This is a genomic window from Nocardia sp. CA-119907 (assembly GCF_050955995.1).
GTDB lineage: Bacteria > Actinomycetota > Actinomycetes > Mycobacteriales > Mycobacteriaceae > Nocardia.
In genome coordinates, this window is record NZ_CP192091.1 from 5,284,325 (window position 1) to 5,304,734 (window position 20,410).

General features: G+C 63.2%; 16 protein-coding genes. 6 read left to right on the forward strand and 10 right to left on the reverse strand.

All coding sequences use genetic code 11. The features are described from left to right. Positions 1 to 618 precede the first annotated feature (618 nt). Entirely contained in the window at positions 619 to 1,749 is a 1,131-nt protein-coding gene (locus tag ACQP2D_RS23195) for a serine hydrolase domain-containing protein (protein WP_433678012.1), read from the forward strand. Between the two features lie 316 nt (positions 1,750 to 2,065). Continuing rightward, positions 2,066 to 2,506, forward strand: a complete 441-nt coding sequence (locus tag ACQP2D_RS23200; protein WP_433678013.1) for a DUF4254 domain-containing protein — start codon at positions 2,066 to 2,068, stop codon at positions 2,504 to 2,506. Between the two features lie 1,034 nt (positions 2,507 to 3,540). Here the strand turns inward: ACQP2D_RS23200 and ACQP2D_RS23205 are convergent. Beyond that, positions 3,541 to 3,747, reverse strand: a complete 207-nt coding sequence (locus ACQP2D_RS23205) for a hypothetical protein (protein ID WP_433678014.1) — start codon at positions 3,745 to 3,747, stop codon at positions 3,541 to 3,543. A 52-nt stretch (positions 3,748 to 3,799) separates the two neighbouring features. Here ACQP2D_RS23205 and ACQP2D_RS23210 point away from each other — a divergent pair, with 52 nt between their 5' ends. Continuing rightward, a complete protein-coding gene (locus ACQP2D_RS23210) occupies positions 3,800 to 4,939 on the forward strand; it encodes a serine hydrolase domain-containing protein (protein WP_433678015.1) in 1,140 nt (379 codons plus the stop codon). A gap of 244 nt (positions 4,940 to 5,183) precedes the next feature. Here ACQP2D_RS23210 and ACQP2D_RS23215 read toward each other — a convergent pair whose 3' ends face one another. Genes ACQP2D_RS23215 through ACQP2D_RS23230 form a run of 4 tightly spaced genes read right to left on the reverse strand, consistent with a single transcriptional unit; the run spans position 5,184 to position 11,927 of the window. Next, the gene (locus ACQP2D_RS23215; protein WP_433678016.1) at positions 5,184 to 5,465 is read right to left on the reverse strand and encodes a DUF6881 domain-containing protein; all 282 of its coding nucleotides are present in this window, start codon (positions 5,463 to 5,465) and stop codon (positions 5,184 to 5,186) included. Positions 5,466 to 5,467: 2 nt separating this feature from the next. Next, positions 5,468 to 10,942 carry a putative T7SS-secreted protein gene (locus tag ACQP2D_RS23220; RefSeq protein WP_433678017.1) on the reverse strand — a complete coding sequence of 1,825 codons (5,475 nt, stop codon included), beginning with the start codon at positions 10,940 to 10,942 and terminating at the stop codon, positions 5,468 to 5,470. 2 nt (positions 10,943 to 10,944) lie between these two features. Continuing rightward, the gene (locus ACQP2D_RS23225; RefSeq protein WP_433678018.1) at positions 10,945 to 11,538 is read right to left on the reverse strand and encodes a type VII secretion target; all 594 of its coding nucleotides are present in this window, start codon (positions 11,536 to 11,538) and stop codon (positions 10,945 to 10,947) included. A 2-nt stretch (positions 11,539 to 11,540) separates the two neighbouring features. Continuing rightward, positions 11,541 to 11,927, reverse strand: coding sequence for a hypothetical protein (locus ACQP2D_RS23230; protein WP_433678019.1), 387 nt, complete (start codon positions 11,925 to 11,927; stop codon positions 11,541 to 11,543). Positions 11,928 to 12,036: 109 nt separating this feature from the next. On the opposite strand from ACQP2D_RS23230, the gene ACQP2D_RS23235 reads away from it, so the two are divergent. After that, positions 12,037 to 12,432, forward strand: coding sequence for a HalD/BesD family halogenase (locus ACQP2D_RS23235; protein ID WP_433685742.1), 396 nt, complete (start codon positions 12,037 to 12,039; stop codon positions 12,430 to 12,432). Between the two features lie 73 nt (positions 12,433 to 12,505). Further along, positions 12,506 to 13,291, forward strand: a complete 786-nt coding sequence (locus ACQP2D_RS23240) for an alpha/beta hydrolase (protein WP_433678020.1) — start codon at positions 12,506 to 12,508, stop codon at positions 13,289 to 13,291. A 705-nt stretch (positions 13,292 to 13,996) separates the two neighbouring features. Here ACQP2D_RS23240 and ACQP2D_RS23245 read toward each other — a convergent pair. Both ACQP2D_RS23245 and ACQP2D_RS23250 read right to left on the reverse strand, forming a co-directional pair. Further along, positions 13,997 to 14,218 (reverse strand): GNAT family N-acetyltransferase, encoded by a 222-nt coding sequence (locus ACQP2D_RS23245; RefSeq protein WP_433678021.1) that lies wholly within the window; start codon positions 14,216 to 14,218, stop codon positions 13,997 to 13,999. Next, positions 14,190 to 14,516: a hypothetical protein gene (locus tag ACQP2D_RS23250; RefSeq protein ID WP_433678022.1), complete on the reverse strand. Its 327-nt coding sequence runs from the start codon at positions 14,514 to 14,516 to the stop codon at positions 14,190 to 14,192. The genes ACQP2D_RS23245 and ACQP2D_RS23250 overlap by 29 nt, the downstream gene beginning before the upstream one ends. A gap of 473 nt (positions 14,517 to 14,989) precedes the next feature. On the opposite strand from ACQP2D_RS23250, the gene proS reads away from it, so the two are divergent. Further along, positions 14,990 to 16,429 carry a proline--tRNA ligase gene (proS, locus tag ACQP2D_RS23255; RefSeq protein ID WP_433685743.1) on the forward strand — a complete coding sequence of 480 codons (1,440 nt, stop codon included), beginning with the start codon at positions 14,990 to 14,992 and terminating at the stop codon, positions 16,427 to 16,429. 12 nt (positions 16,430 to 16,441) lie between these two features. On the opposite strand, the gene ACQP2D_RS23260 is transcribed toward proS, so the two are convergent. Genes ACQP2D_RS23260 through ACQP2D_RS23270 form a run of 3 tightly spaced genes read right to left on the reverse strand, consistent with a single transcriptional unit; the run spans position 16,442 to position 20,186 of the window. Further along, positions 16,442 to 17,962, reverse strand: coding sequence for an aldehyde dehydrogenase family protein (locus ACQP2D_RS23260; protein WP_433678023.1), 1,521 nt, complete (start codon positions 17,960 to 17,962; stop codon positions 16,442 to 16,444). Continuing rightward, the gene (locus ACQP2D_RS23265; RefSeq protein WP_433678024.1) at positions 17,959 to 19,050 is read right to left on the reverse strand and encodes an alpha-hydroxy acid oxidase; all 1,092 of its coding nucleotides are present in this window, start codon (positions 19,048 to 19,050) and stop codon (positions 17,959 to 17,961) included. Before ACQP2D_RS23265 ends, ACQP2D_RS23260 begins: the two co-directional genes overlap by 4 nt. After that, positions 19,047 to 20,186 (reverse strand): SPL family radical SAM protein, encoded by a 1,140-nt coding sequence (locus ACQP2D_RS23270; RefSeq protein ID WP_433678025.1) that lies wholly within the window; start codon positions 20,184 to 20,186, stop codon positions 19,047 to 19,049. The genes ACQP2D_RS23265 and ACQP2D_RS23270 overlap by 4 nt, the downstream gene beginning before the upstream one ends. Between the last annotated feature and the right edge of the window lie 224 nt (positions 20,187 to 20,410).

The following is a 20,410-nucleotide window of genomic DNA, read 5'->3' on the forward strand; positions in this document are numbered from 1 at the left end:
TCAGTTGACGGCCTAGCCTGTTGGTCGCGGACGTACTATCGCTAAGATGCTGGGACAAGCCTCGTGCGCCGCGAGCATTTTCGATGACAGGCGTCCATATGTACGCAGTCGAATTCGTCGGCAAGTTCGCGTCTTGCGACACCACACGCCGGGTCGACCTAGCAGCGAAACGAGTTGTCGCCATCTGTGCGATGACGGCGGTGGCGGGTATTCCTTTCATAAAGATGCTCCCGGTTGGTGTCATCAGTGTTGGCCGGGATCTGCCGCTAGGTGACATCAGCATGTACGCCAGGCGACCTGCTGTCACACGGCGCCGAAGTCTCTTCGCTGAATCCGGCTGGTTACCCACAGACCTTCAGCGATGCGGGGCCAGGCGCGTAATCAGACGAAGTTAATTCGGCCGCGGTTCCGTGTCATAGCTCACATCCTAGAGTTTGCTGGACATGATCGCCCGGGACCGGAAGCGCACTGCTAATCCAACGGGTCCAAGAGCTTGCGAAGGTCCCTGCTGCAGCCCCGATGAAAGGGCTGTCCATGGGCGCGGAAGCGGGTTCCAACTGGCAATGCGGGGCGATTGCTGCTGCCGCAGCCTGTGGGCGCGAGGAAGGAAGACTACTGATGGAGCCCTACGTCGCACCAGGTTTTGAGCGTGCTGCGGAAATCTTTCGCCAGCAGATCGGCCACCGCCCCGGCGCTGGGGCTGCTCTCTCCCTGATGGTAGATGGCGCAATCATGGTCGATACCTGGACAGGAGAATCGTCTCCGGGTAGGTCATGGGAAGCCGACACGGTGTGCGCGATCTTCTCCGGCGGCAAGGGGCTGATCGCCGCCTGTGTACTAGAACTCGTCCAGCGCGGCGTGTTCCGACTGGAAGACCGGATCGCTTCACTATGGCCGGAATTCGCCGCCCATGGGAAGGGCAGCATAACTATCGACGATGTGATGACTCATCGCGCCGGATTGCCGGCCATCCTCGAGCCGACAAATCTGGACGAGTTCTTGAACCACGACCTCCTCGCCCAGCGCCTCGCTGACAGCGAACCATTCTGGCCCGGCAAGAAGGTGCTGGCCTACCACGCACTGACGTACGGCTGGATCGCCGATGAGATTGTTCGTCGAGTCACCGGCTCGTCGGTCGCGGAGTACTGGCGCTCGAACTTCGCTGAGCCGTTGGGACTGGAGTCCTGGTTCGGCGTGCCGGATTCAGTGTTGGACCGCGTCGCGACAGTGTTCACCCCGTCGGGTCGGTTGGACGCTATGGACATCCATGGTGACGATCCACGCGAGAGTGCGCGGCTGGGTAATCCGCCGCTGTTCATCGACCCGTTGCCCTGGAACATTCCTGCCCTGCAGGTCGCCAGCATCCCAGGTGCCGGAGCGATCTCATCGGCGCGATCAATGGCGCGGTTCTATGCCTCGATGATCGATCGCTCGACCGCGCCGGACGGGGTGTGGAGCCCCAACACCGCCGACCTCGCGGCGACATCTCGCGCTCGCGGATTCGACGTGTTCGACGGAACGGAATATAGCTTCAGCGTCGGCTTCCAGACCCCATCGCGTGGCACCAGCTTCGGCCCGGAATCGAGTGCCTTCGGTCATCCCGGTGCCGGTGGCTCAATCCATGGCGCCTGGCCGCAGCACAATGCCGGATTCAGCTTCGTAGTCAACGAGCTTTTCGATTCCGACGACGCGTCGACGCGTTGGATTACGGTCCTCACCGCACTACACGATGCACTTACCCGCGCCTGAGTCGATGACCGTCGAAACGATTGATCACTGAACCAGCTCGCCAGTGCCAGCAGGCAAGGCGTGGACTGCTCTGTTCTGTTCTGTGGCGGCGTCGATTGCCGTTGTCGCCCGCCCAGCCAGAGCTCGCACGGCGCGATCGACCTCTGGACAAGACGGCCGCCCCGCTTCACGACATACCGAATCATCGGCTCGCTGATTGGGTGCATCCGCGGGCCAGCCAGTCTTGCCGCGCGCTCACACGCAGGTCGATCACGTCGATCGCGAGACACACTCTCCGCCGTAATTCGCGGCGATCTGCACACAGGAAGCCAACGAGATGACCACACCGGCAGATGCCCAGAGCATTCCTAGCAAGGATCTGCTCTTGACCGCCATCCGAGGCTGGGGCCACAACTCGCACCCACTGCTCGACGCCGCCCAAGAGTTGGTACAACTACATCAACAGTCCGCCATATGCTCTGCCAGTCAGTTCGACACACTGATGGCGCGCCGGATCCAACTGGTGCACTGCATCGACACCTGCGTTCGGACCGCAACCCCCAGCCCACTGCCTGCCGCGCGCATACACACTGAGCGCCTCGGCTCGGTCGTCGATCGCATCGCCCAGCTATCCGCCCACCTCGCGGTAGCCACAGTCCTCCCTGTGTTCGAACGCATCTGGATCCAGCTCGACGACCTCGCCGACGGCTATCAACATCTCATCGACGACTTGCAGGCCGGAATCCGACGGGGACCCCGAAGCGGCGAGCCGGGCTGATGGATCCAGTCCTCACATCTCCCAGCCCCCCGCGAACCGCGCTGTATCGCCTGCGGCTGTTCAATAACAATCGAGGGGTGCTCTCATAGTCGGTGAAGGCCGTTATCCGTGGTACCCGGCTCACATATCCCTAGGAAAAAGTACGAATCCATCGTCGGTGTCGATCGTCGCTCTGGCGCGCACGACCGCCTGCCAGGGCAGGCAACGAGCGCGGCCCACCAATGGCCATCGCCGTCTGCCAGCGCAACGTGTTGCCGTCCGCCTGACACCTGCCGACAAGGCACCCTCTCCCAACCCAATTCGCCAACGGTGTCCAAATCCGGCGCACGTCGCCTTCCCAGACCTGCATTGGCTCCACGCTGCCGCAGCGCCAACACCATTTCCACGATCGCTCGCGCCGGGACCGAATGCTTGCTGGCCGATCCTCTGCACACACAGCGCCCTCGGCCAAGGGTATCGACCGCACGAACACTTCCGGTTTCCCGGCCATGACACCACCGGCAACATCGCCCGGCATCTCAAAAACGACACCCGGATTACCACCGCAACCTATCCAGATAGGGCGCGAGCCTAGTCAGTTCCTGGCACCACCCGCCTGTGGCAAATTTACTACTCCGACGACCGCGATTGAAGCCGCGCATCGATTGCCTCGATGCGACGATAGAATTGCTCACAATTCAATCCGAACGCGACCATAGTTTCGAATTCGCTCGGGCCGCCGTATTGCACCCAATCCGTATACATTTTGACCATCGCCACCTCATACCTATCCAGAGGCAGATCCGGCGGGCTCCAAGGTGCACGTTTCGCCATTGATCGATTACCCCTGTCGACGGATGGCCTGCGTGCACAAAACTAACATTTTCTCAATATTTCCCAGAACACTAGACAGGAAAAGGGTCACCGAATTTTCTTCGGCAGACAGGTCGCGTGGTGAACTAAATTTGCCAAGACATGAAGTGGCCTCAATATCAAGCGAATATTCTTCGCGGATGGTCAAGTGCATCACAGCGCAGATCTATATTAACGATCGTTCAGATGCAATGTTCGGCAGACGGGGCTCCGTCGAGATCTTTATGGCGTGTGGCGATCGGTTTGTGCGACGTCTGCAGGCGCTTGCCGCCCTGCGGCGGTGCGGCCGCATCGATCAGGCGATTCGAATTGAGGTTGGCAATGAAAAACAAGTTCCCGATGCTGAGCCGACGGCAGGCGCTCGGTCTCACGGCGGCGGTTGCTGCCACCGGTCTCACGTCTGCATGTGGGGTTGGATCGGGCCCTTCTTCGGATCCACACATGGTGCAGGGCGTTTGTGACCCGCGGTTTTCGGCGTTGAAAGACCTCTTGGCGAACAACATTCGCGGCGGGGCGGAGCTGGGTGCTTCAGTTGCGATGACAATCGATGGCAAGTTCGTGGTCGATCTCTGGGGCGGCTATTTCGACGAGGCTCGCACGCAGCCCTGGCTGAAGGACACCGTGACGAACGTGTGGTCATGCACGAAGACAGTCACCGCGTTAGCGGCCCTGATCGCCGCCGATCGCGGCCTCATCGACCTGGAACAGCCAGTTGCGCGGTACTGGCCGGAGTTCGGTGCGAATGGCAAAGGCGGGGTGCGGGTCAAGCACCTCCTAGCACACACCTCGGGCGTCTCGGGTTGGGATCAGCCTTTCACTGTGGCGGACTTGGCCGACACTCGAGCCGCCACGAATCGGCTCGCTGCACAGAAGCCGTGGTGGGAACCGGGGACTGCCTCGGGGTATCACATGCTGAGCTTCGGACACCTCATTGGCGAGGTGATCCGCCGTGTGGACGGACGCAGTCTCAGCGCGTTCGTGCAGGACGAGATCACGACGCCGCTGGGCGCGGACTTTCACTTCGGCATCCCGCGGTCCGAGTACGGGCGCGTGAGCAATGTCGTCGCGCCGCCGGGGGAGACGGACGGGCTCGACCAGCTCGATCCGAACACGGTAATGGGCAAGACGATCGTCGGTCCATGGGTGGTTGCTGCCGACACGTTAACGGATGCCTGGCGAGGCGCCGAGATCGGTGCCGCGAACGGGCACACGAATGCCCGCGCGCTCGCGGGCATTCAGTCCGTCCTCGCGTGTGCAGGAGAGGTCAACGGCGCGCGGTTGCTGAAACGGGAGACAGCAGAATCCGCGTTCGCCGAACAGTCGGTCGGCAATGACCTCGTGATCGGTAGCCCCGTCCGGTTTGGTCTCGGATTCGGCCTGCCTCTTCCCGGTGAAACACCGGGGATCCCCCAAGGAAAGATCTGCTTCTGGAGCGGATACGGAGGATCGACCATAGTGGTCGACGCTGACCGGAGAATGACATTCTCCTATGTCATGAACAAGATGGGAACGGATGCCAGCCTGGTCGGTTCCGACAGGTCCGCGGCATACATCTCGGCCGCTTACGGAGCTCTGGGCTGACGCCCAGATAGATCCTCCGGATCTCGCCGCACCTCATGCGGGCGTTTGCTAGCCGGAGGTTGCGTTACCATCCCCGACGTTTGGGGTCCTTGCAGACCGGAACGCCATGCTCGGGGTCTAGAGTCGCTGTCGACCACCGAACATGTGACTCAGCACGTCTCCTAGCAGCGGCAACTGGGCGACCGGACACCGGTCACTCGGGCGGGCACGAGCGACAACAGCCCTGAGGTTGTCGGCCGTGTGGTCAAACGTTGTTTCTGGCCTTTGCCCACTCGATTTCGAACTGATCTTGAGATATCTCTTCGGCGTCGAACTCGGGTTGACTGGCGATTTCTTCGATGGGTGCGATAGGTATTTCGGCGACTCCTGCCGAGGGTGTCTCATGGTTCTCGTCGGCCCATTCCGAGTGCCCGTCGCGGTAGGTCTGCACTCGGCGCGTTTCGTAGTTGTCGGGACCGACTTCATGGAAGTAGAGGACGGGTTCGTCGTCGAAGTCGTGGTGCCAGGCAACTTTCACATACCGCATGATCAGTTCCTTCCAGATCGAATGATTCGCCCTGATAGGTCTAAGGGGCCACTGTTGGGGATGACGAATACTCCAGGTCTTCCTTGGATGACAGTTAAGCCGGTTACGTCTATTTCGATGAAGTGTGTGAATTTTTGGCCTGCCCAGGGTACGCGGAGGAACGCTGACGATAGTTGCCCCAGCGTTTTTGTTCCCGGCTCGATGTCGGTCAGGTACTGGCCGTCGCCAAATCGAGCGTCTTTGGGATTGTTTGCTTGCAGTGATGGATTCAGTTCTTGGCTGTCGAGGATTCCGTCGTGGCCCGTCTCGTTGGTGTAGTGATAGAGAGACTGCGGGGGCTGCTCATTCGGTGTGTGTCCAGGCGTGGAGCTCTGTGGGTTGCCGGGTTGAGTATTCGTGCATTCGTTCGGGATGAGTCCGAGTGGGTCTGCCCATGTGGTGGGGTTGTGGGGGTAGGTGTTTGGGTTGGATGCGGCGGCAAGCCCGAGTGGGTCCGGGGTGAGGTATCGACTGGTTGTTGGGTCATAGGTTCGGTGCAAGTTGTAGTGGAGTCCGGTTTCGGGGTCGTGGATCTGGCCTGGATAGCGCAGCGGTGTGCTCGCGTGGCCGGTCCAGGTGGTGTTTCCCCAGAGGTCGGTTGTGGCGGTGGCCGTGGTGTGGGCGGTGTCCGGGTCGATGAGTTCGGTCGGGGTTCCTACGAGGTCGGTGATGATTGCGTAGAACTCGCGATCGACGGTGTGTTGGTCGGCGGATTGGGTGATGGGTGTGTGCGAGTTGGCTTGGTATTGCCACCGGGTGGTGGTGTCGGAGGTTGTCTGTTCGATGAGCCGGTTGCCGTCCCAGGTGTAGTTGGTGCGTTCGAGGACGGTGCCGTCGTTGTCGAGGTGTTGTTTGGTGGTGCGGCGACCGAGTGCGTCGTAGGTGTAGTGCCACCATTGGCGGTCGGGGGTCCAGACGTCGATGAGTTGGTCGAAGCTGTTGTAGCGGTAGTGCCAGACGTCGGGCTTGCGTGAGATCCGGGTGGTGGTTTTGCGGATCAGGCGACCGGCCTCGTCGTAGTGGTAGCGAGTTCGGCCGTCGCGAATCAGGAGGTTGTTGTGATACACCCGGGTGCCGGCGGCCCGCCGGTCTGCCGCGTTGTGACCGTGAGTGGGCGTCGGCGTTGTTGCGCTGGGACTGCCGTCGTGGGGCTGGATAGCTGCTGACAGCGCGGTGGTGATGTTGCCGAGGGCGTCGTAGTTGTATTGCTCGGTGACCGCGCTGTTGTGAGCGATGGTGGTGACGCGGCCTTGGGGATCGAGGTGGTAGTAGCTGTGCTGTGGATCGGTGTTGGGGCGGGTGAGGGTGTGGCTAGCGAGGTATCCGTCTGGCCGGTAGGTGAATTCGTCCTCACGGAGCGGGTGGGGTTGCGGGCGGGTGGATGACTCTGTGGAGTCCAGGCTCAGTGATGTGCCGGGGTATGCGGTGACGGTTTGGTGCGTGATTCGACCGGTGTTGGTGAGATCGCGGCTGATGGCAAGTTCTGCGACTCGCCAGCCGGTGAGCATGCCGAGCGGGTCATAGGTGAAGTTCAGGTGGTGGTTGTCGGCGACCAGGGCGCGGACGCGACCGGTGATGTCGTGCTGCCAGATCGTGGTGGCACCGGTAGGGCTGGTGCGTCGGATCCGTTGACCGTGTTGGTCGTAGGTGTGCCCCATTGCGGGCTGATCATCGAGCTTCTGGGCGGATAGTAATCCGGTCGGCGTGTAGGTGAATTCGATGGCGTGCGTGCTGTCTTCGCCGGTGCCGGTGACCGCGGTCAGGATTCGGCCCGCCGGATCGTGGGTGTAGCGGACCCAGTCACCGGTGTCGGTGGTGATTTCGGTGAGGCGCCCGAGTAGGTCGTGGACCTGGTGGCGGGCGATACCGGTGGCAGGGGTGATCGTGGTGACTCGTCCAGCGACATCGTGGGCGTAATGGGTTGTGGCACCGTTGAAGTCGGCTTCTGCGACGAGTCGCCCTGCTTTGTCGTAGGCGTAGCTCCAGCTGTGGCCGAGGGGGTTGGTGATCGAGATCAGGCGACGCGCGGCGTCCCATGTGTAGCGGGTGGTCGAGCCGTCAGGGTCGGTGCGTGTTTGTAGTAGGTCGAAGGCTCCGTAGGTGAATCGAGTGACGTTGAGGGCACGGTCGGTGTGGGTGAGAACGTTGCCCTCGCCGTCGTAGGTCCACGACTCGGCGTAGCCATCGGGATCGGTTCGTTGCAGGAGTTTTCCCGCTGGCGACCAGTCGTATCGGGTACCCGCGCCGACTGGATCGGTGATCCGGGTCGGTCGACCCGCGCCGTCGCGTTGGATGGTGGTGACCGCGCCGAGTGGGTCGGTGATCTGTATCGGGAGCCCTGCGGGGTCGACCTGGACCTCGGTGTGCGCACTGTTGGTTCTGGTCATGCCAGCGACTGCGCCGTTGGCGTGGTAGGTGTAGTCGGTTCGAGCCCCTGCCGGGTCGATGACTGCGGCCAGGTTGCCGTTCTTATCCCACTCGCGCCGCCATGTACGTCCGTCGGGGTGCACGATCGCGGTGGGCCTGTTGCGCCACATGTACTCGATCGCAAGGGATTTCCCGTCGGGACGTGTCAGTTGCGCGATATCCCCGTCCGAGGTGTAGAGGTAGCGTGTCACCGCGCCGTCGGGTGCGGTGACCTTCAACGGTTTGCGGTCGATGTTGTAGTCGATGTGGGTGCGCCCACCCGCGGGATCGAGCACGTCGCGTAGTCGCAGATCGCGGTCGAAGCCATGGGAGGTGACCGCACCGAGTGAATCGGTAACGGCCGTGAGTCTGCCCTTACCATCGGGGAATTCGAGATAGTCGAAGTCGGAGTCGAGAACACCCGCAGTGCCGCGCTGGAAAACGACACGACCGGATTCGTCGTAGGTGTTGACCATCTGGTTGCCGTTGGAGTCGGTCCAAGACGTCATCCGATGGTCGGCATCGTAGGTGTAACCGGTGGTGGCGCCGACGGCGTTCACGACTGTCGAGAGTTGCCCGGCTTCGTATCCGAATTCCCGTATCTGGGTGTGAGTTTCGGCACCATCGGGATCGATACCGAGTACCGACAGTCCGGTCACTCTGCCCGCATTGGTGTCGATGCGTATCCGGTATCCGCCGGAGTGCGTCACCTGTACTGGTGCGCCGTGGGTGTCGTAGTGGAAGCGGATCCGGTTGCGGTGTCGGTCGGTGATCGCGGAGATCGCATAGTTCCCGAGTCGGGATTCGATGCCGTCGAGGCCCGGTTCGGGCGCGAAATGCCAGACCATTTCCCGCTTTTGGTCCCAGATCCGATAGCCACCGACCTCGGTGCGGGTCAGCGTCCACCCCTGCCCACCGGTCACCAGTGCCGCGGCGACGCCGACCTGGGCGTGCGGGTAGGCCAGCATAATGCCGTCCTCCCCGAGGAAGGTGACACCTTCGTGCTCGACGACCAGGCGCATGTCCAGCGTGGCCGACCACGACGGACCGAACCAGCGACCGTACCGGTAATTCGAACGATGCGTGCGCCGCAGTATCAGCGCGAGTACACCGGGCAATTCGATATCGGTTTCCGGAAGCAGGAATTCGCCGGTCGCGATATCAACGGGATCCTCCGAGCAGGTCTTCTCCTCCCCCGTTCGGTCATGGTCCGCGCCGTTGTCACGCGCGGTGTCCCCCGCACCGTGATCGGCCTCAGCCCGCTCCTGCGGAGTCGGGTTCTCCTGTGGATGGGACGGTTGATGTTCCGGAGACGGACTGTCATGGCCACCCGGGTTGGTGCCATCGCCCCCGGTGCTGGCGGGTTCGCCCCCATGCGTTTCATGTGGATTGCCGCCACCGTGATCTGTTGGGGTGCCGGGCGAATCAGTGTGAGGAGACGGACCCGGCTCGGGGGTGGGTGAACCAGGCGTGTCATGGCCAGGGTTCGGGCCGCTGGGTGTCTCTGCCTCCGGTCGCGCCTGTGGTGCGTCAGAGGGCTGGTGGTGCGGAGTTTGAGACGTCTCGGCAGGGTGCTCGCCGGTTGGATGGGACTGAGGTGCCGGTTCGTCGGTGCGCGTCGGTTGCGGTGAGTCCGGCTCTGCGTGCCCCGGCGTGCTGTTCTCTGGCTTTGGTGTATCGGGTTCGGTTGTGTGCGTCGGGGTTTCGTGGGTCGGAGTGGCGTCGGTGGGGTGGGTTGGGCTGGTTGCGCCGGGCCGCGGCTCGGTGGTTGTCGGGTGGGTGCCGGTCGGAGTACCGGACTCGTGCGGGGTCGATGAGGGGGTATGGGTTGCGGGTGTGCTGCTGGGTGTGTGTGGTGCGCTGGGCGTGGCGTGGGGTGCGTGTTCTGCCGCGCTGGCGACGGTGTGAGTGGCTTTGCTGACCTTCGATACATCGCCGATCTTGTCCAGCGCCGAAAGCGCCGGTTTCGCTGCGCCTGCACCACCGGTGCCAACGGTGGTGATCAGATCCCCGGTCAAAGAGCCCAGGAACTCCGCCGGGTTCTTGCGCGCACCGGACAGGATCGACGACACCGTCGCCCCGGGATCGGCCGCCGCCACCACCAGCCCAGTGCCCAGATCCGACATCCCCGAGAAGTATTCGGCCGGATGAGTCAGGTTGTAGGCGTCCATTGGGCTGACCTGACGCACGAACTGCACGATCCCGGTGAAACTGGTCAACAACCCCGAGGTGAAGTTCAGCTTCGCCTGATCTAACGCCCCCGACAAATCCGAGAAATTGTCGCTCCAGCGTTCGGTGAACGGCGGCTCGGTAGGAGCGGACTCCGTCGCCGCCGCCAACGCCGCCGCAGCCGAGGCAGCCGCGTTGTCCCGCTGCGAACGCGCGCCGCGCAGGATCTCGCGGGCCTCGTTCCGCATCGAGGTCCAGGTGTCCACCAACTGTGTTTTGGACTTCTGCTCATCCGATAGTGCGTTCCACTGCTTCTTCTTGTTGGTTTCCTCGGTATCGGCCGCTTCCCACTTCGCGATCGCGTCCACGGCTTTGGCTTGCGCAGCGGTGACCTCGTGGTACCAGCCATCGAGCACACCAGCGGCCTTGCCCATCGCGTCCGAGCCCGCCCACCACAGCTTCGGCTGCTTGGCGAACTCGGAATGGAACTCCTCAGCCGCCGAACCGGTCCAGTCCGCGGTGTTGACCGTGCGCAACGCGTCACCGGTCTTGCCGATTGACTCCCCCAACTTGTGCAACGTCTCCGTCGCGTCGTGAATCGCCGACGGCTCACCCCGGATCAGTTCCTTCGGGTCAGTGCTCTGCCCGAGTTCGCGCTCCTTGATCTCCCCACCGGCCAGATCGGCGATCTTGTCCCCGAGATCGTCCAGGTTCTCCGCGACCCCGTCAGCACCAACCTTGCGTGCCAAGCCTGCAGCGGCGTCCAGCCCGGCGTCGGCGAGCTCGCCCGCTTTCTCGGTGACCGATTCGACGGCGTTCTCGACCACGTCTCCGATCGAGTTGACGAAATCGCCGATACCCAAAACTATTGCCCCCCTCGACCATTACGAATCTCTGCCGCCCGATCGGCCGCACCGGTGTTCCAGTGCACCCCTGGTACCGCGCCCGCGAGCGCGTCCGGGCCCACCGCCTCAATCACCTTCACATTCGTGCCGATATGGGTGAACGCGTTCTGAAACGACTCGGCGCTGTAATCGGTGTTGCGAATCTGGTTCCACTGGTTGTCGGCCAGCGTGTCTCCCCACGACCGCGCATCGATCTCTTCCTTGGACAGGTGCGGGTTGCCCGTCAGGTGCGTGTACATCTCCTTGAAGGTGTCGGAGAACTTCTCGTCCATGATGTGATAGCGGCCCGCAGCCAACCCCAAGGTCTTCGCAATCTCGTTGCCCGCCTGCACCAGGGACCTGACACCCCACGACCAGCGCTCGGTGAAGGTCTCGAAAGCCTTCTGCACCGAAGCCTTACCCGCCTCCATCGGCGACAGGCTCAACAGCGAGAACCCACGCCCCATTGCCCCGGTCTCCCCGATACCTAGGTCTGAAAGCTCGCCTATGACCCCAGTGATCCCATCCGCAGCCTGCTGCAGCACCGCGGGGTCGACGTTCAACTGATCCCCCACCGCTACCTCCCGTCCCCGGCCGAGTCTTCGGTTACCTTGGGCGGAAACGCGAACGGCGCCGAACCGGTCATATCGACAGCCACCCCCGTCGGCTCCGACCGTCCAGCCGCGTACTCAGCCAGCCGCCACCCCAACAACGACTGATAGCGGTACTCATGATCACCGACGACACCGCGCGCAACCATGTAGCGGGCATACTCCTCGACGCTGGTGAACGCACAGATCCAATCGATACCCCCGAGCCGGGATGTGCACAGACGATCATCGTCGAGCAGCGGCACCAAGAAAGCTGCCCCACCGAACGCCGCCGCCAGCACCTCGGGCTGCCCGAAACCTGCATAGAACGCGGCGATTTCCGCTCGTAACGCGCCGCTGTTGTCGTCTGTCATCGGCCGACTACCCCCGTTCGCGATCCATCCGCCAAAGCACGCCCCCGCAGTTTACCGAGCTTGACTCGTCGCGCCCTCTCGAAGAATTCACTCGACCAGGCGATCCACGATTCCGCGACGGCAACCCCGCTGCTGTCGGCAGTGGCCGGGGAACCAGTATTTTCCCTATCCGTACGAGCCCGAGCAGTTCGTGATCACCAGGCTGGAGGAACCTGGTGATACACATGGATTGCATTGGGACGATTACAGTTTCGCATTAGTGTGGGTGGCCGAATGCCCACCGACCGACGGTGGCGGGTTCGTGGAGTGGATCCCGGACACGGTATGGGACAAGGCGAAGCCAGAGGTAGCCCGGCTCGTGCGGGATCGAGTGGTACACACGCTGAGTGTCAGCGCGGGAGATGTGTACTTGATGCGGACGAACACAACGCTGCATAGGGTGTACCCGATCCGGCACAGGCGACGCACGATTGTGAACATGGCATTCGCGTCGACGGGAGACTGAACGCGGCGGTGTCGCACGAGACGATGGACAGCCTGTGGTCGAGTCCAAGGGCCGAGTGAACGGGAGCTGACCGATGCAACGCCTCGAATTGAGTTCTGTGGACGGTATCCGGCTGGACTTCGCGGTCCACCACTGCACGGTCGAGCCCGCACTGGGAGTGGTGCTGTTGGTGCACGGCATCACGGTGGACATGGACGAGGGCGGGGGCATGTTCGTCCGGTTGGCGCAGAGGTTGGTGTCGCAGGGGTTCGATGTCGTGCGGTTCTCCTTCCGAGGGCACGGTGCGAGTGGTGGAACGCAGCAGGGGGTGACGATCGCCGGTGAATGCCTGGATCTGCAGACCGCAGTGACCGCGGTCCGCGAGCGATTCGCTGGGAAGAAAGTGTCGATTGTCGCGGCGAGCTTCGGTGCCGTGTCGACGGCACTGTCGCTGTCGTGGCTCGACGATCTCTATCGGCTGGTGCTGTGGAATCCGGTGCTGGATCTGCGGCGCACATTTCTGGTTCCGGAGTTGGCGTGGGGCGAGGAGAATTTCGGCGCTGTTGGGCAGAAATATCTGGCCGACAACGGTTTTCTGCTCGTAGACGGTGAGTTCCAGCTCGGCCGTGTCCTGTTCACCGAGTTCGCGCATTACCAGCCGCAGGATGACTTCCATGCCGCAGACGTGCCGACGCTTATCGTGCACGGCGACCACGACACGGCAGTGTCGTATGACGTCGCCGCCCAGGCCGCCCGATCACGATCAAACACCACGCTGCACACGATTGCCGGGTCAGACCACGGATTCGACTCCCGGGCACGCGAAGACCAAGCGATCAGCACGACAGTCGACTGGCTGCTCGAACAGTCGCTGTCGTGACGGGGTGAAGCTCTCGCAACTGTATGCACCGATCCGACTCGGCGAATCCGTCACCGTCGGGGAACATTGCACGCTCGAGTATCCGAAGGAAGCCCGTATCCGCGACGCGCAACGCGGGCAGCACACGATCGGTGAACCTGTCGTGATCGGAGACCGCAGCCTGTTGTTCAACCCGGTGGTAGTGAACGAAGGCACCACGCTGGGCGCGGACTGCGTGCTGGAGGATCGTTCCCGGATCGGCTACGGCTGCGTGATCGGCGACCAGACGAGAGTCGCGCACGGTGCATACATGTGCGACCGAGTGCAGATCGGCGAGGATGCGTGCGTGGCAGGATTCGTGTGCGATGCCACGGTTGACGCACTCCGCGCACGCGGTTGTGAGTTGCTCGCATTCGGCAGTGCCGGTGGCGATCGGAATCCCGACGGAATCGATGCCGGAGATCCACTCATCGGAATCAGTGGGCCTGCCGGCGCATTCGACTGTTGCTGTCCTGTGCCAGCGAATTGTCCTCGAGGTGGGTGTCTTGACCTGCGACGAGGAACTTTGTGTGGCGAACCGGGTGCTGGTCAAGGTTGCTGAGGAGTTCTGGGATCAGGTGAGTTCGCCATCGGATCTTGCTCGTTTCGTGAGCCGCTCCCGCCGAAAACCTTCCACTGCAAGGAGATCGGCAGACGACAACCATGGAGAACGGTCGGATGTGCCGTTCAGCGCAGCGTCATTTCGAACCAGTGGTCCGCCAGCGGGTTGTTGCAGTACGGCGGGATCTCGACATATCCGTGCTTTGTGTAAAGGGCGCGGGCCTCCACGAGATCCTTGCGTGTGTTGAGTCGGATCGCGCGGGTGCCGAGTTCGCGGGCGGCGGACTCGGCACAGCCGAGCAATTCGGCGGCCCTACCCTCACCGCGCGCATCGGGGCGGACGAACATGCGTCGTCAGCTCCACCGTCCGCGCATCGAGGCGGCGCAAACCGACGCAGCCGACAGCCTCGCCGCCTCGGCGCGCGAGCAGTAACAGGCCGGTCGGCGGGCTCAGGTCGTCGCTGCCGTGGCCATCAGCGAGGTGCCGGTCGATCTCCGCGTCATCGGTGGGACGACCGTAGTAGCGGCTTATCATCTCGGCCAAGTAGAGCCGCAGGACGGCGGCCGCCTCCGGCGAGCGCGGCTCGACGGGCTCGACGGTCCACTGGGCGCTGATCGGGGCGGAGCCGTGGATCTTCTCGGTCACAGGATCATTGAAGTCCAACTCAACCAGCCCTGCAGAGGTCTTGCGCCCACTTGACAGCGGCATCGACCACCATCCCGCCCGACACGATCAAGACAATGAGCAAACCGTAGTGGCCGCACCGGCAGCACGAGCAACATCCATTGGCACAGAGCACGATTGACTGTCACAGAACAGTTGCGCTCACGGTTGCGGTGTATTCGTCGGCCATCGGCTCGCTTCTTCCGGTTACGCGGAAATGCGTCACGGTGAGTAGCTCTGGTCTTTCCGTAGCGGACCAACAATTCGAGTCAATTGGATGTCAACCCATTGCGACAACGGGATACATTGCCGATGTTAATCAGTGCGATGGGCGGCGGCACGGCTGGGATGAGTTCGCGGTATCAGGGCACTCGCCTGTTCGGATGATCGCGTTGGGGGTGAGGCTTGGTGAGGCAGATCACTACGCGACCGGTGGGGGCACTAGCCTTGTGGGCATGGCACGCGATGAGCGCGGTGTTACCGCCCAGAGTGAGGATTTCGCTTCCTGGTACAACGAGCTGGTTTTGAAGGCTGGCCTCGTCGATCGGGGTCCGGCCAAGGGCACGATGGTTATCCGACCGTATGGCTATCGAGTGTGGGAGTTACTGCAAGCCGAGCTGGATGCGAGGATCAAGGCCACCGGGCATGAGAACGCCTACTTTCCGTTGCTGATTCCGCAGAGTTACCTCGAGCGCGAGGCCGATCACGTCGATGGGTTCGCCCCCGAACTGGCCGTGGTTACCCACGCGGGCGGCAAGGAGCTCGAAGAACCGCTTGTGGTGCGGCCGACGTCGGAAACCATCATCGGGGAGATGATGGCGAAATGGATCTCTTCGCATCGCGATCTGCCGATGCTGCTGAACCAGTGGGCCAATGTGGTCCGGTGGGAGATGCGTCCCCGAATGTTCTTGCGCACCACCGAATTTCTGTGGCAGGAAGGCCACACAGCGCATGCCGATGAGCAGCAGGCGCGCGAGGAGATGATGCTCGCGCTGGGCATCTACCAGGAAGTGGCGCGCGAAGACGCGGCGATGCCTGTGGTGGCGGGTGAAAAGACCGCCGGTGAGAGGTTCGCGGGCGCGGTCGCGACGGTGACGATCGAGTCGATGATGCGTGATGGTAAGGCTCTGCAGGCGGGTACGTCGCATTACATGGGTACGAACTTCGCGACGGCGTTCGATATTCGCTACGCCAGCGTGGACGGGCGAGAAGAGTTGTGCCACACCACGTCGTGGGGCATGAGTACCCGAATGCTTGGTGGGATTGTGATGACCCACGGTGATGATCGCGGCTTGGTGCTGCCGCCTCGGCTGGCGCCGTATCAGGTTGTGATCGTGCCGATCACCCGTGGTGACGGCGCGGATGTGGTGGCGGCTGCGCATGCGCTGGCCGAGAGTCTGCGCGGTACTGGTGTGCGGGTGCATGTCGATGACCGCGAACAGCTCAGTCCGGGATTCAAATTCAACGACTGGGAACTCAAGGGAGTCCCGGTCCGGGTCGAGTTGGGGCCGCGTGATCTCGCGGCCGGGACTGCGGTGCTGGTGCGCCGTCTGGGCGATCACGGTAAGCAGTCGGTGCAGTTGGATACGTTGGCGCACCTCATGCCAGGCATTCTCACAGAGTTCCAGGCGTTCCTGCTGGCTCGGGCAACCGAGTTCCGCGATACTCACACCGCCGATGTCGAGGACTGGGTCGCGTTCGAGTCCGAGGTTGCGTCGGGATGGGTGCGAGCGCTGCATTGCGGGCGGCCGGGCTGTGAGGACGACATCAAGGCCGTGTCGGCTGCTACGCCGCGATGTGTGCCGCTGGACGGCCCGCCAGAAGCGGGCCGGTGCGTGCGTTGCGACGACCCGGCCGCCTACGGCAAGCGCGTGATCTTTTCTCGCGCTTACTGAACCGAACGTGGATCACCCTGGGTTCAGGGTGATCCACGTGGTTTTGAGGTCAGAGTATTTGTCCAGCACGGCAAGGCTTTTCGATCGTCCGTATCCGGATGGTCCCCGGCCTCCGGCGGGCACGGTCACGTCGTCGGTTTCGAACCCGTTGACCCACACCGTGCCTACTCGCAGTCGTTTGGCCAGCCCGAGGGCGGTATCGAGGTTGCGGGTCCAGATCGAGGCCGCGATGCCGGTTTGAAATCCCCACGCGAGCGCGGCGGCGTGGTCGGGGCCGTCGACTTCGAGCACGGTGGTGACCGGCCCGAAAACTTCCTCGACCACGATTCTGGCACCTGGTGTCCCGCCGGTGAGCAGTGTCGGCGCGAGGTAGGCCCCTGCGGTCGGTGTCGGCTGAACAGGGCCGCCGCGCACCATCGTCGCGCCGCCGTTCATCGCGGCGGCGATCAGGTCGTTGACGGTGCGTGCTGCGGCGGTGGTGACCATCGGCCCGATTTCGGTGTCCCAGTTCATCGGGTCTCCGAGCACCAGATCGTCGACAGCCTCGCTCAGCGCGGCCACGAGGTCGGCGCTGAGGCTACGCTCGACCAGGATGCGGCTGATGCCGGTGCACATTTGGCCCTGGTTGAAGTAGGCGCCCCACACCAGCTTTCGAGCCACCGCGTCCAGCTCAGGAGCGTCGGCGCAGACGATGGCCGTCGACTTCCCACCGACCTCGGGCCACACTCGTTTGCTATTGCCGTTGGCGCTGTAGGTCAGGAATGCGCGACCCGCCGCCGGGGAACCGGTCACGCTCACCACGTCGACGCCCGGATGCAGACCGAGCGCAGCACCGGCACGGCCTCCGCCGGGCAGCACGGCGAGTGCAGCGCCGGGAATCCCTGCGGTGTGCGCGAGTTCGGCACAGCGCAGCACCGCCAGCGGGGCGTGCTCGGAGGGTTTGACCAGTACCGTGTTGCCCAACGACAGTGCTGGTGCGACCTCGTAGCCGAGCTGGGCGAGCGGGAAATTCCATGGCGTTATCGCCGCGACTACCCCCGCTGGCTCGCGAGCGACGAACGCCAGCGACCTCGTTCCGGTGTCGGGGTGATCACCGGTGTATTTGCCGATTGCCGCGGCGTACCAGCGGATCGCCCGCACGACCCCGGCCACGTCGATTTCGAGGCAGTCCCGCAACGGTTTGCCCATCTCCCAGCAGATCAGCACCGCCAGCTCGTCACCGTGGGCATCGATCGCATCGGCCCACCGAGCGAGCGCCGCCGAGCGTTCGGCGGGTGGCGTGCGCGGCCAGTCCCCCCGATCGAATTCGGCGCGAGCAGTTCGCACCGCGTGATCGACAGCGACATCGTCGCAGGCCGCAGCGAGGGTGATTGGGCAGTTGGTGATCGGTGAAACTATCTCGAAGCTGTCGGAGTCGGGGATGTCGCAGCGGGCACCGCCGATGAGCGCGCGAGCGTCGATGTGCAGCCGATCAGGATATCCGCGCCACACAGCTGCGGTGCGATCGATCGGATCGCTGACGATAGTGGTCATGGTCGTCTCCGCAGCAGATCGGCGTTGATGTCGGATACCCGCGCGCACCCAGCCAGCAGCATGGTGCGACGCAATTCGGCGAGGAACAGCTCGACCACGTTCGCTACGCCGACCGCCCCAGCGAGGGCCAGGCCCATCGCGACCGAGCGGCCCAATAGGACCGCATCTGCGCCGAGGGCCAGCGCCTTGAACACATCGGCGCCTGTGCGGAATCCGCCGTCGATGGCCACCTGAGTCTGCCCATCGATCACCTCGAGCACCTCAGGGAGCTGGTCGAGCGTCGCGGGTGCCGAATCGAGCTGGCGGCCACCATGATTGGACACAACGATAGCCTGCGCACCACAGTCGAGCGCATGGGTGGCGTCTGCGGCTGACAGGACACCTTTGATCACCAGGGGCAGCGGTAGCCGGGCCGCGACGTCGGCAAGGGTGTGCCACGTCCATGCGGATCCGGTCTCACCGAGCAGTTCAGCGGCGAATCGGCCGTCGGAGTGGTTGCCCGAGAAGTGCTTGGGATCCACGGTAACGCTGAGGCGGCGAAGCCGTTCGCGCCATCCCAGCACCGGGCAGTCGATCGTCACGCACAGCGCCGTATATCCAGCGGCATGGGCGCGCTCAGCCATGGCCAGGAAATCGCCCACGTCGCCGCGGGCGTGGACCTGCATCATCTTCGGGCCTGTCGCTGCAGCGGCGACGTCCTCGAGCGCCAAGCCGGAGGCTTCCGAAACCACTGCTGCGATGCCACATTCGGCGGCGGCCTCGACGATGCCACGCTGCCCATCCGGATGCAGGAGTCCGTCACAGCCAATTGGGGCGGTGAGCACCGGAGCCGCCAAACGCAGACCGAGGAAGCTCGCAGTGGTGTCCACCGTAGTGATCCCAGCGAGCTGCCGCGGCGATAATCTCCAGGTTCGGAAGGCGTCTTCGTTGGCATCGACGGTGATCTCCGAACCCGCGCCGGAGTCGATATAGGCCCACACGTCTGGCAGCAGTTCGGACTGAGCGCGCCTGTGTAGGTGCGGCAGCGTCCTGATCAGCGCGTCGCCGCCGGTGGTCGGTGCCGACCGGGCAGTGGGTTGCGGGTTCATCGCCGGGCCGCCCGCCTCGCCACAAGGGTGGTATGTGCGGTCTCTGTGACGGTGTCACCACCGACATAGGTCGCGAAATCACCTGCGGCCGTGACGGTCGTACCGACAAACAACTCACCCGAGTCCCAGAGCTCGCTCACCAGGTCGGTCAGCCGCTGCCCGGGATTGAACCCCTGGTACCAGGCGGAGAACCCCGTCCAATCCACTGGCTGTTCCTGGCCTGCTACCCATGCGGCCATGTCGTAGACGGTGGGCAGTTTCCACCGATAGATCCCACCTTCGAGGGCACCGGTGCTCAGGTGCGGGAAGTTCTCGGCGACGAACACCGCGCCCGCTCGAGTCACGCCCTGCCGGAACGGCAGCAGCGTCCCCAGCACCGCGTCCAGACCACAGTTGACCGCACTGTCGCGCTCGAATTGCAGCTCACGGGGGTAGGCGGCGCGGAATGCCTCGAGCGAATCGAGGTCACCGGCCGCAGCCTCCATTACGTCGTAGAACGGTCCCCACCACGCTTTCTGCGCGCCCAGCACCGCGTTGAACACGTGCCGACCCGATAAGCTACCGAGTTCGTAGCCGAGCTCGTTCATCTGTGCGGCCGAATTCATACCCGGAATCACCGGCGCCACATGGAAACTCACCGGAATCCCCTTGTCGACCAACTCGGCAGCAGCGGCGATCCGCTCGCGCGGGCTCGGGGCGCGCACCTCGATCCGCCGCGCCAGCGCCTCATTCAGGGTTATCACCGAGAAACACATCTCGACCAGACCCTCTCGGGCCAGATCGGTGAGAACGTCGATATCGCGGGTGACCATCGTGCCGCGCGTTAGCAGGAACACCGGAATCCTCTGCGCGAGTGCGGCTTCCAGGATTCCGCGAGTGCGTCGTTCGGTGGCTTCGATCGGCTGATACGGATCGGTGCTCGTGCCGACATCGAGAATGCCCAGGCTCAGATCGGCTTCGGCCGATCCCGGCGCTACACGCACATGCTTTCCATAATCGTCGGGGCCCTTGTACAGGCAGTATTGGCAGTTGAAAGCGCAGCCTGAGTAGGCATCGGCGAAAACGCGCCAATGGTGAGCGCGCAGGGTCTCGATAGAGGTCTGGAAATCGAACACCTGGGGAATCTGAGCAACCATGTGGATGCGCCTCCTGATTGAGCGGTAGTCGCAGCGGCAGTCGTTGGCAGGGCGCCTGTCTGAGGTGAGTTCGACTGCAGATCAAAGGATTTCAGACTGCGGCACTTGACCAGCCTTCGAAAGTGCTGATCGGACTGTCCCGCATCAGGGTGATCCAGCGGAACCATCGCCCGTGGGCATGGTGTGGGACTAGCGTGGGATTACCGAATTCCTACAGGGGACGA

Coding starts and splice junctions, on each gene's coding strand:
- ACQP2D_RS23195 (WP_433678012.1), top strand. CDS start 619: ATGGAGCCCTACGTCGCACCAGGTTTTGAGCGTGCTGCGGAAATCTTT.
- ACQP2D_RS23210 (WP_433678015.1), top strand. CDS start 3,800: ATGGTGCAGGGCGTTTGTGACCCGCGGTTTTCGGCGTTGAAAGACCTC.
- proS (WP_433685743.1), top strand. CDS start 14,990: ATGGCACGCGATGAGCGCGGTGTTACCGCCCAGAGTGAGGATTTCGCT.
- ACQP2D_RS23245 (WP_433678021.1), bottom strand. CDS start 14,218: ATGTTCGTCCGCCCCGATGCGCGCGGTGAGGGTAGGGCCGCCGAATTG.
- ACQP2D_RS23230 (WP_433678019.1), bottom strand. CDS start 11,927: ATGACAGACGACAACAGCGGCGCGTTACGAGCGGAAATCGCCGCGTTC.
- ACQP2D_RS23265 (WP_433678024.1), bottom strand. CDS start 19,050: ATGAACCCGCAACCCACTGCCCGGTCGGCACCGACCACCGGCGGCGAC.
- ACQP2D_RS23270 (WP_433678025.1), bottom strand. CDS start 20,186: ATGGTTGCTCAGATTCCCCAGGTGTTCGATTTCCAGACCTCTATCGAG.
- ACQP2D_RS23240 (WP_433678020.1), top strand. CDS start 12,506: ATGCAACGCCTCGAATTGAGTTCTGTGGACGGTATCCGGCTGGACTTC.
- ACQP2D_RS23260 (WP_433678023.1), bottom strand. CDS start 17,962: ATGACCACTATCGTCAGCGATCCGATCGATCGCACCGCAGCTGTGTGG.
- ACQP2D_RS23215 (WP_433678016.1), bottom strand. CDS start 5,465: ATGCGGTATGTGAAAGTTGCCTGGCACCACGACTTCGACGACGAACCC.
- ACQP2D_RS23200 (WP_433678013.1), top strand. CDS start 2,066: ATGACCACACCGGCAGATGCCCAGAGCATTCCTAGCAAGGATCTGCTC.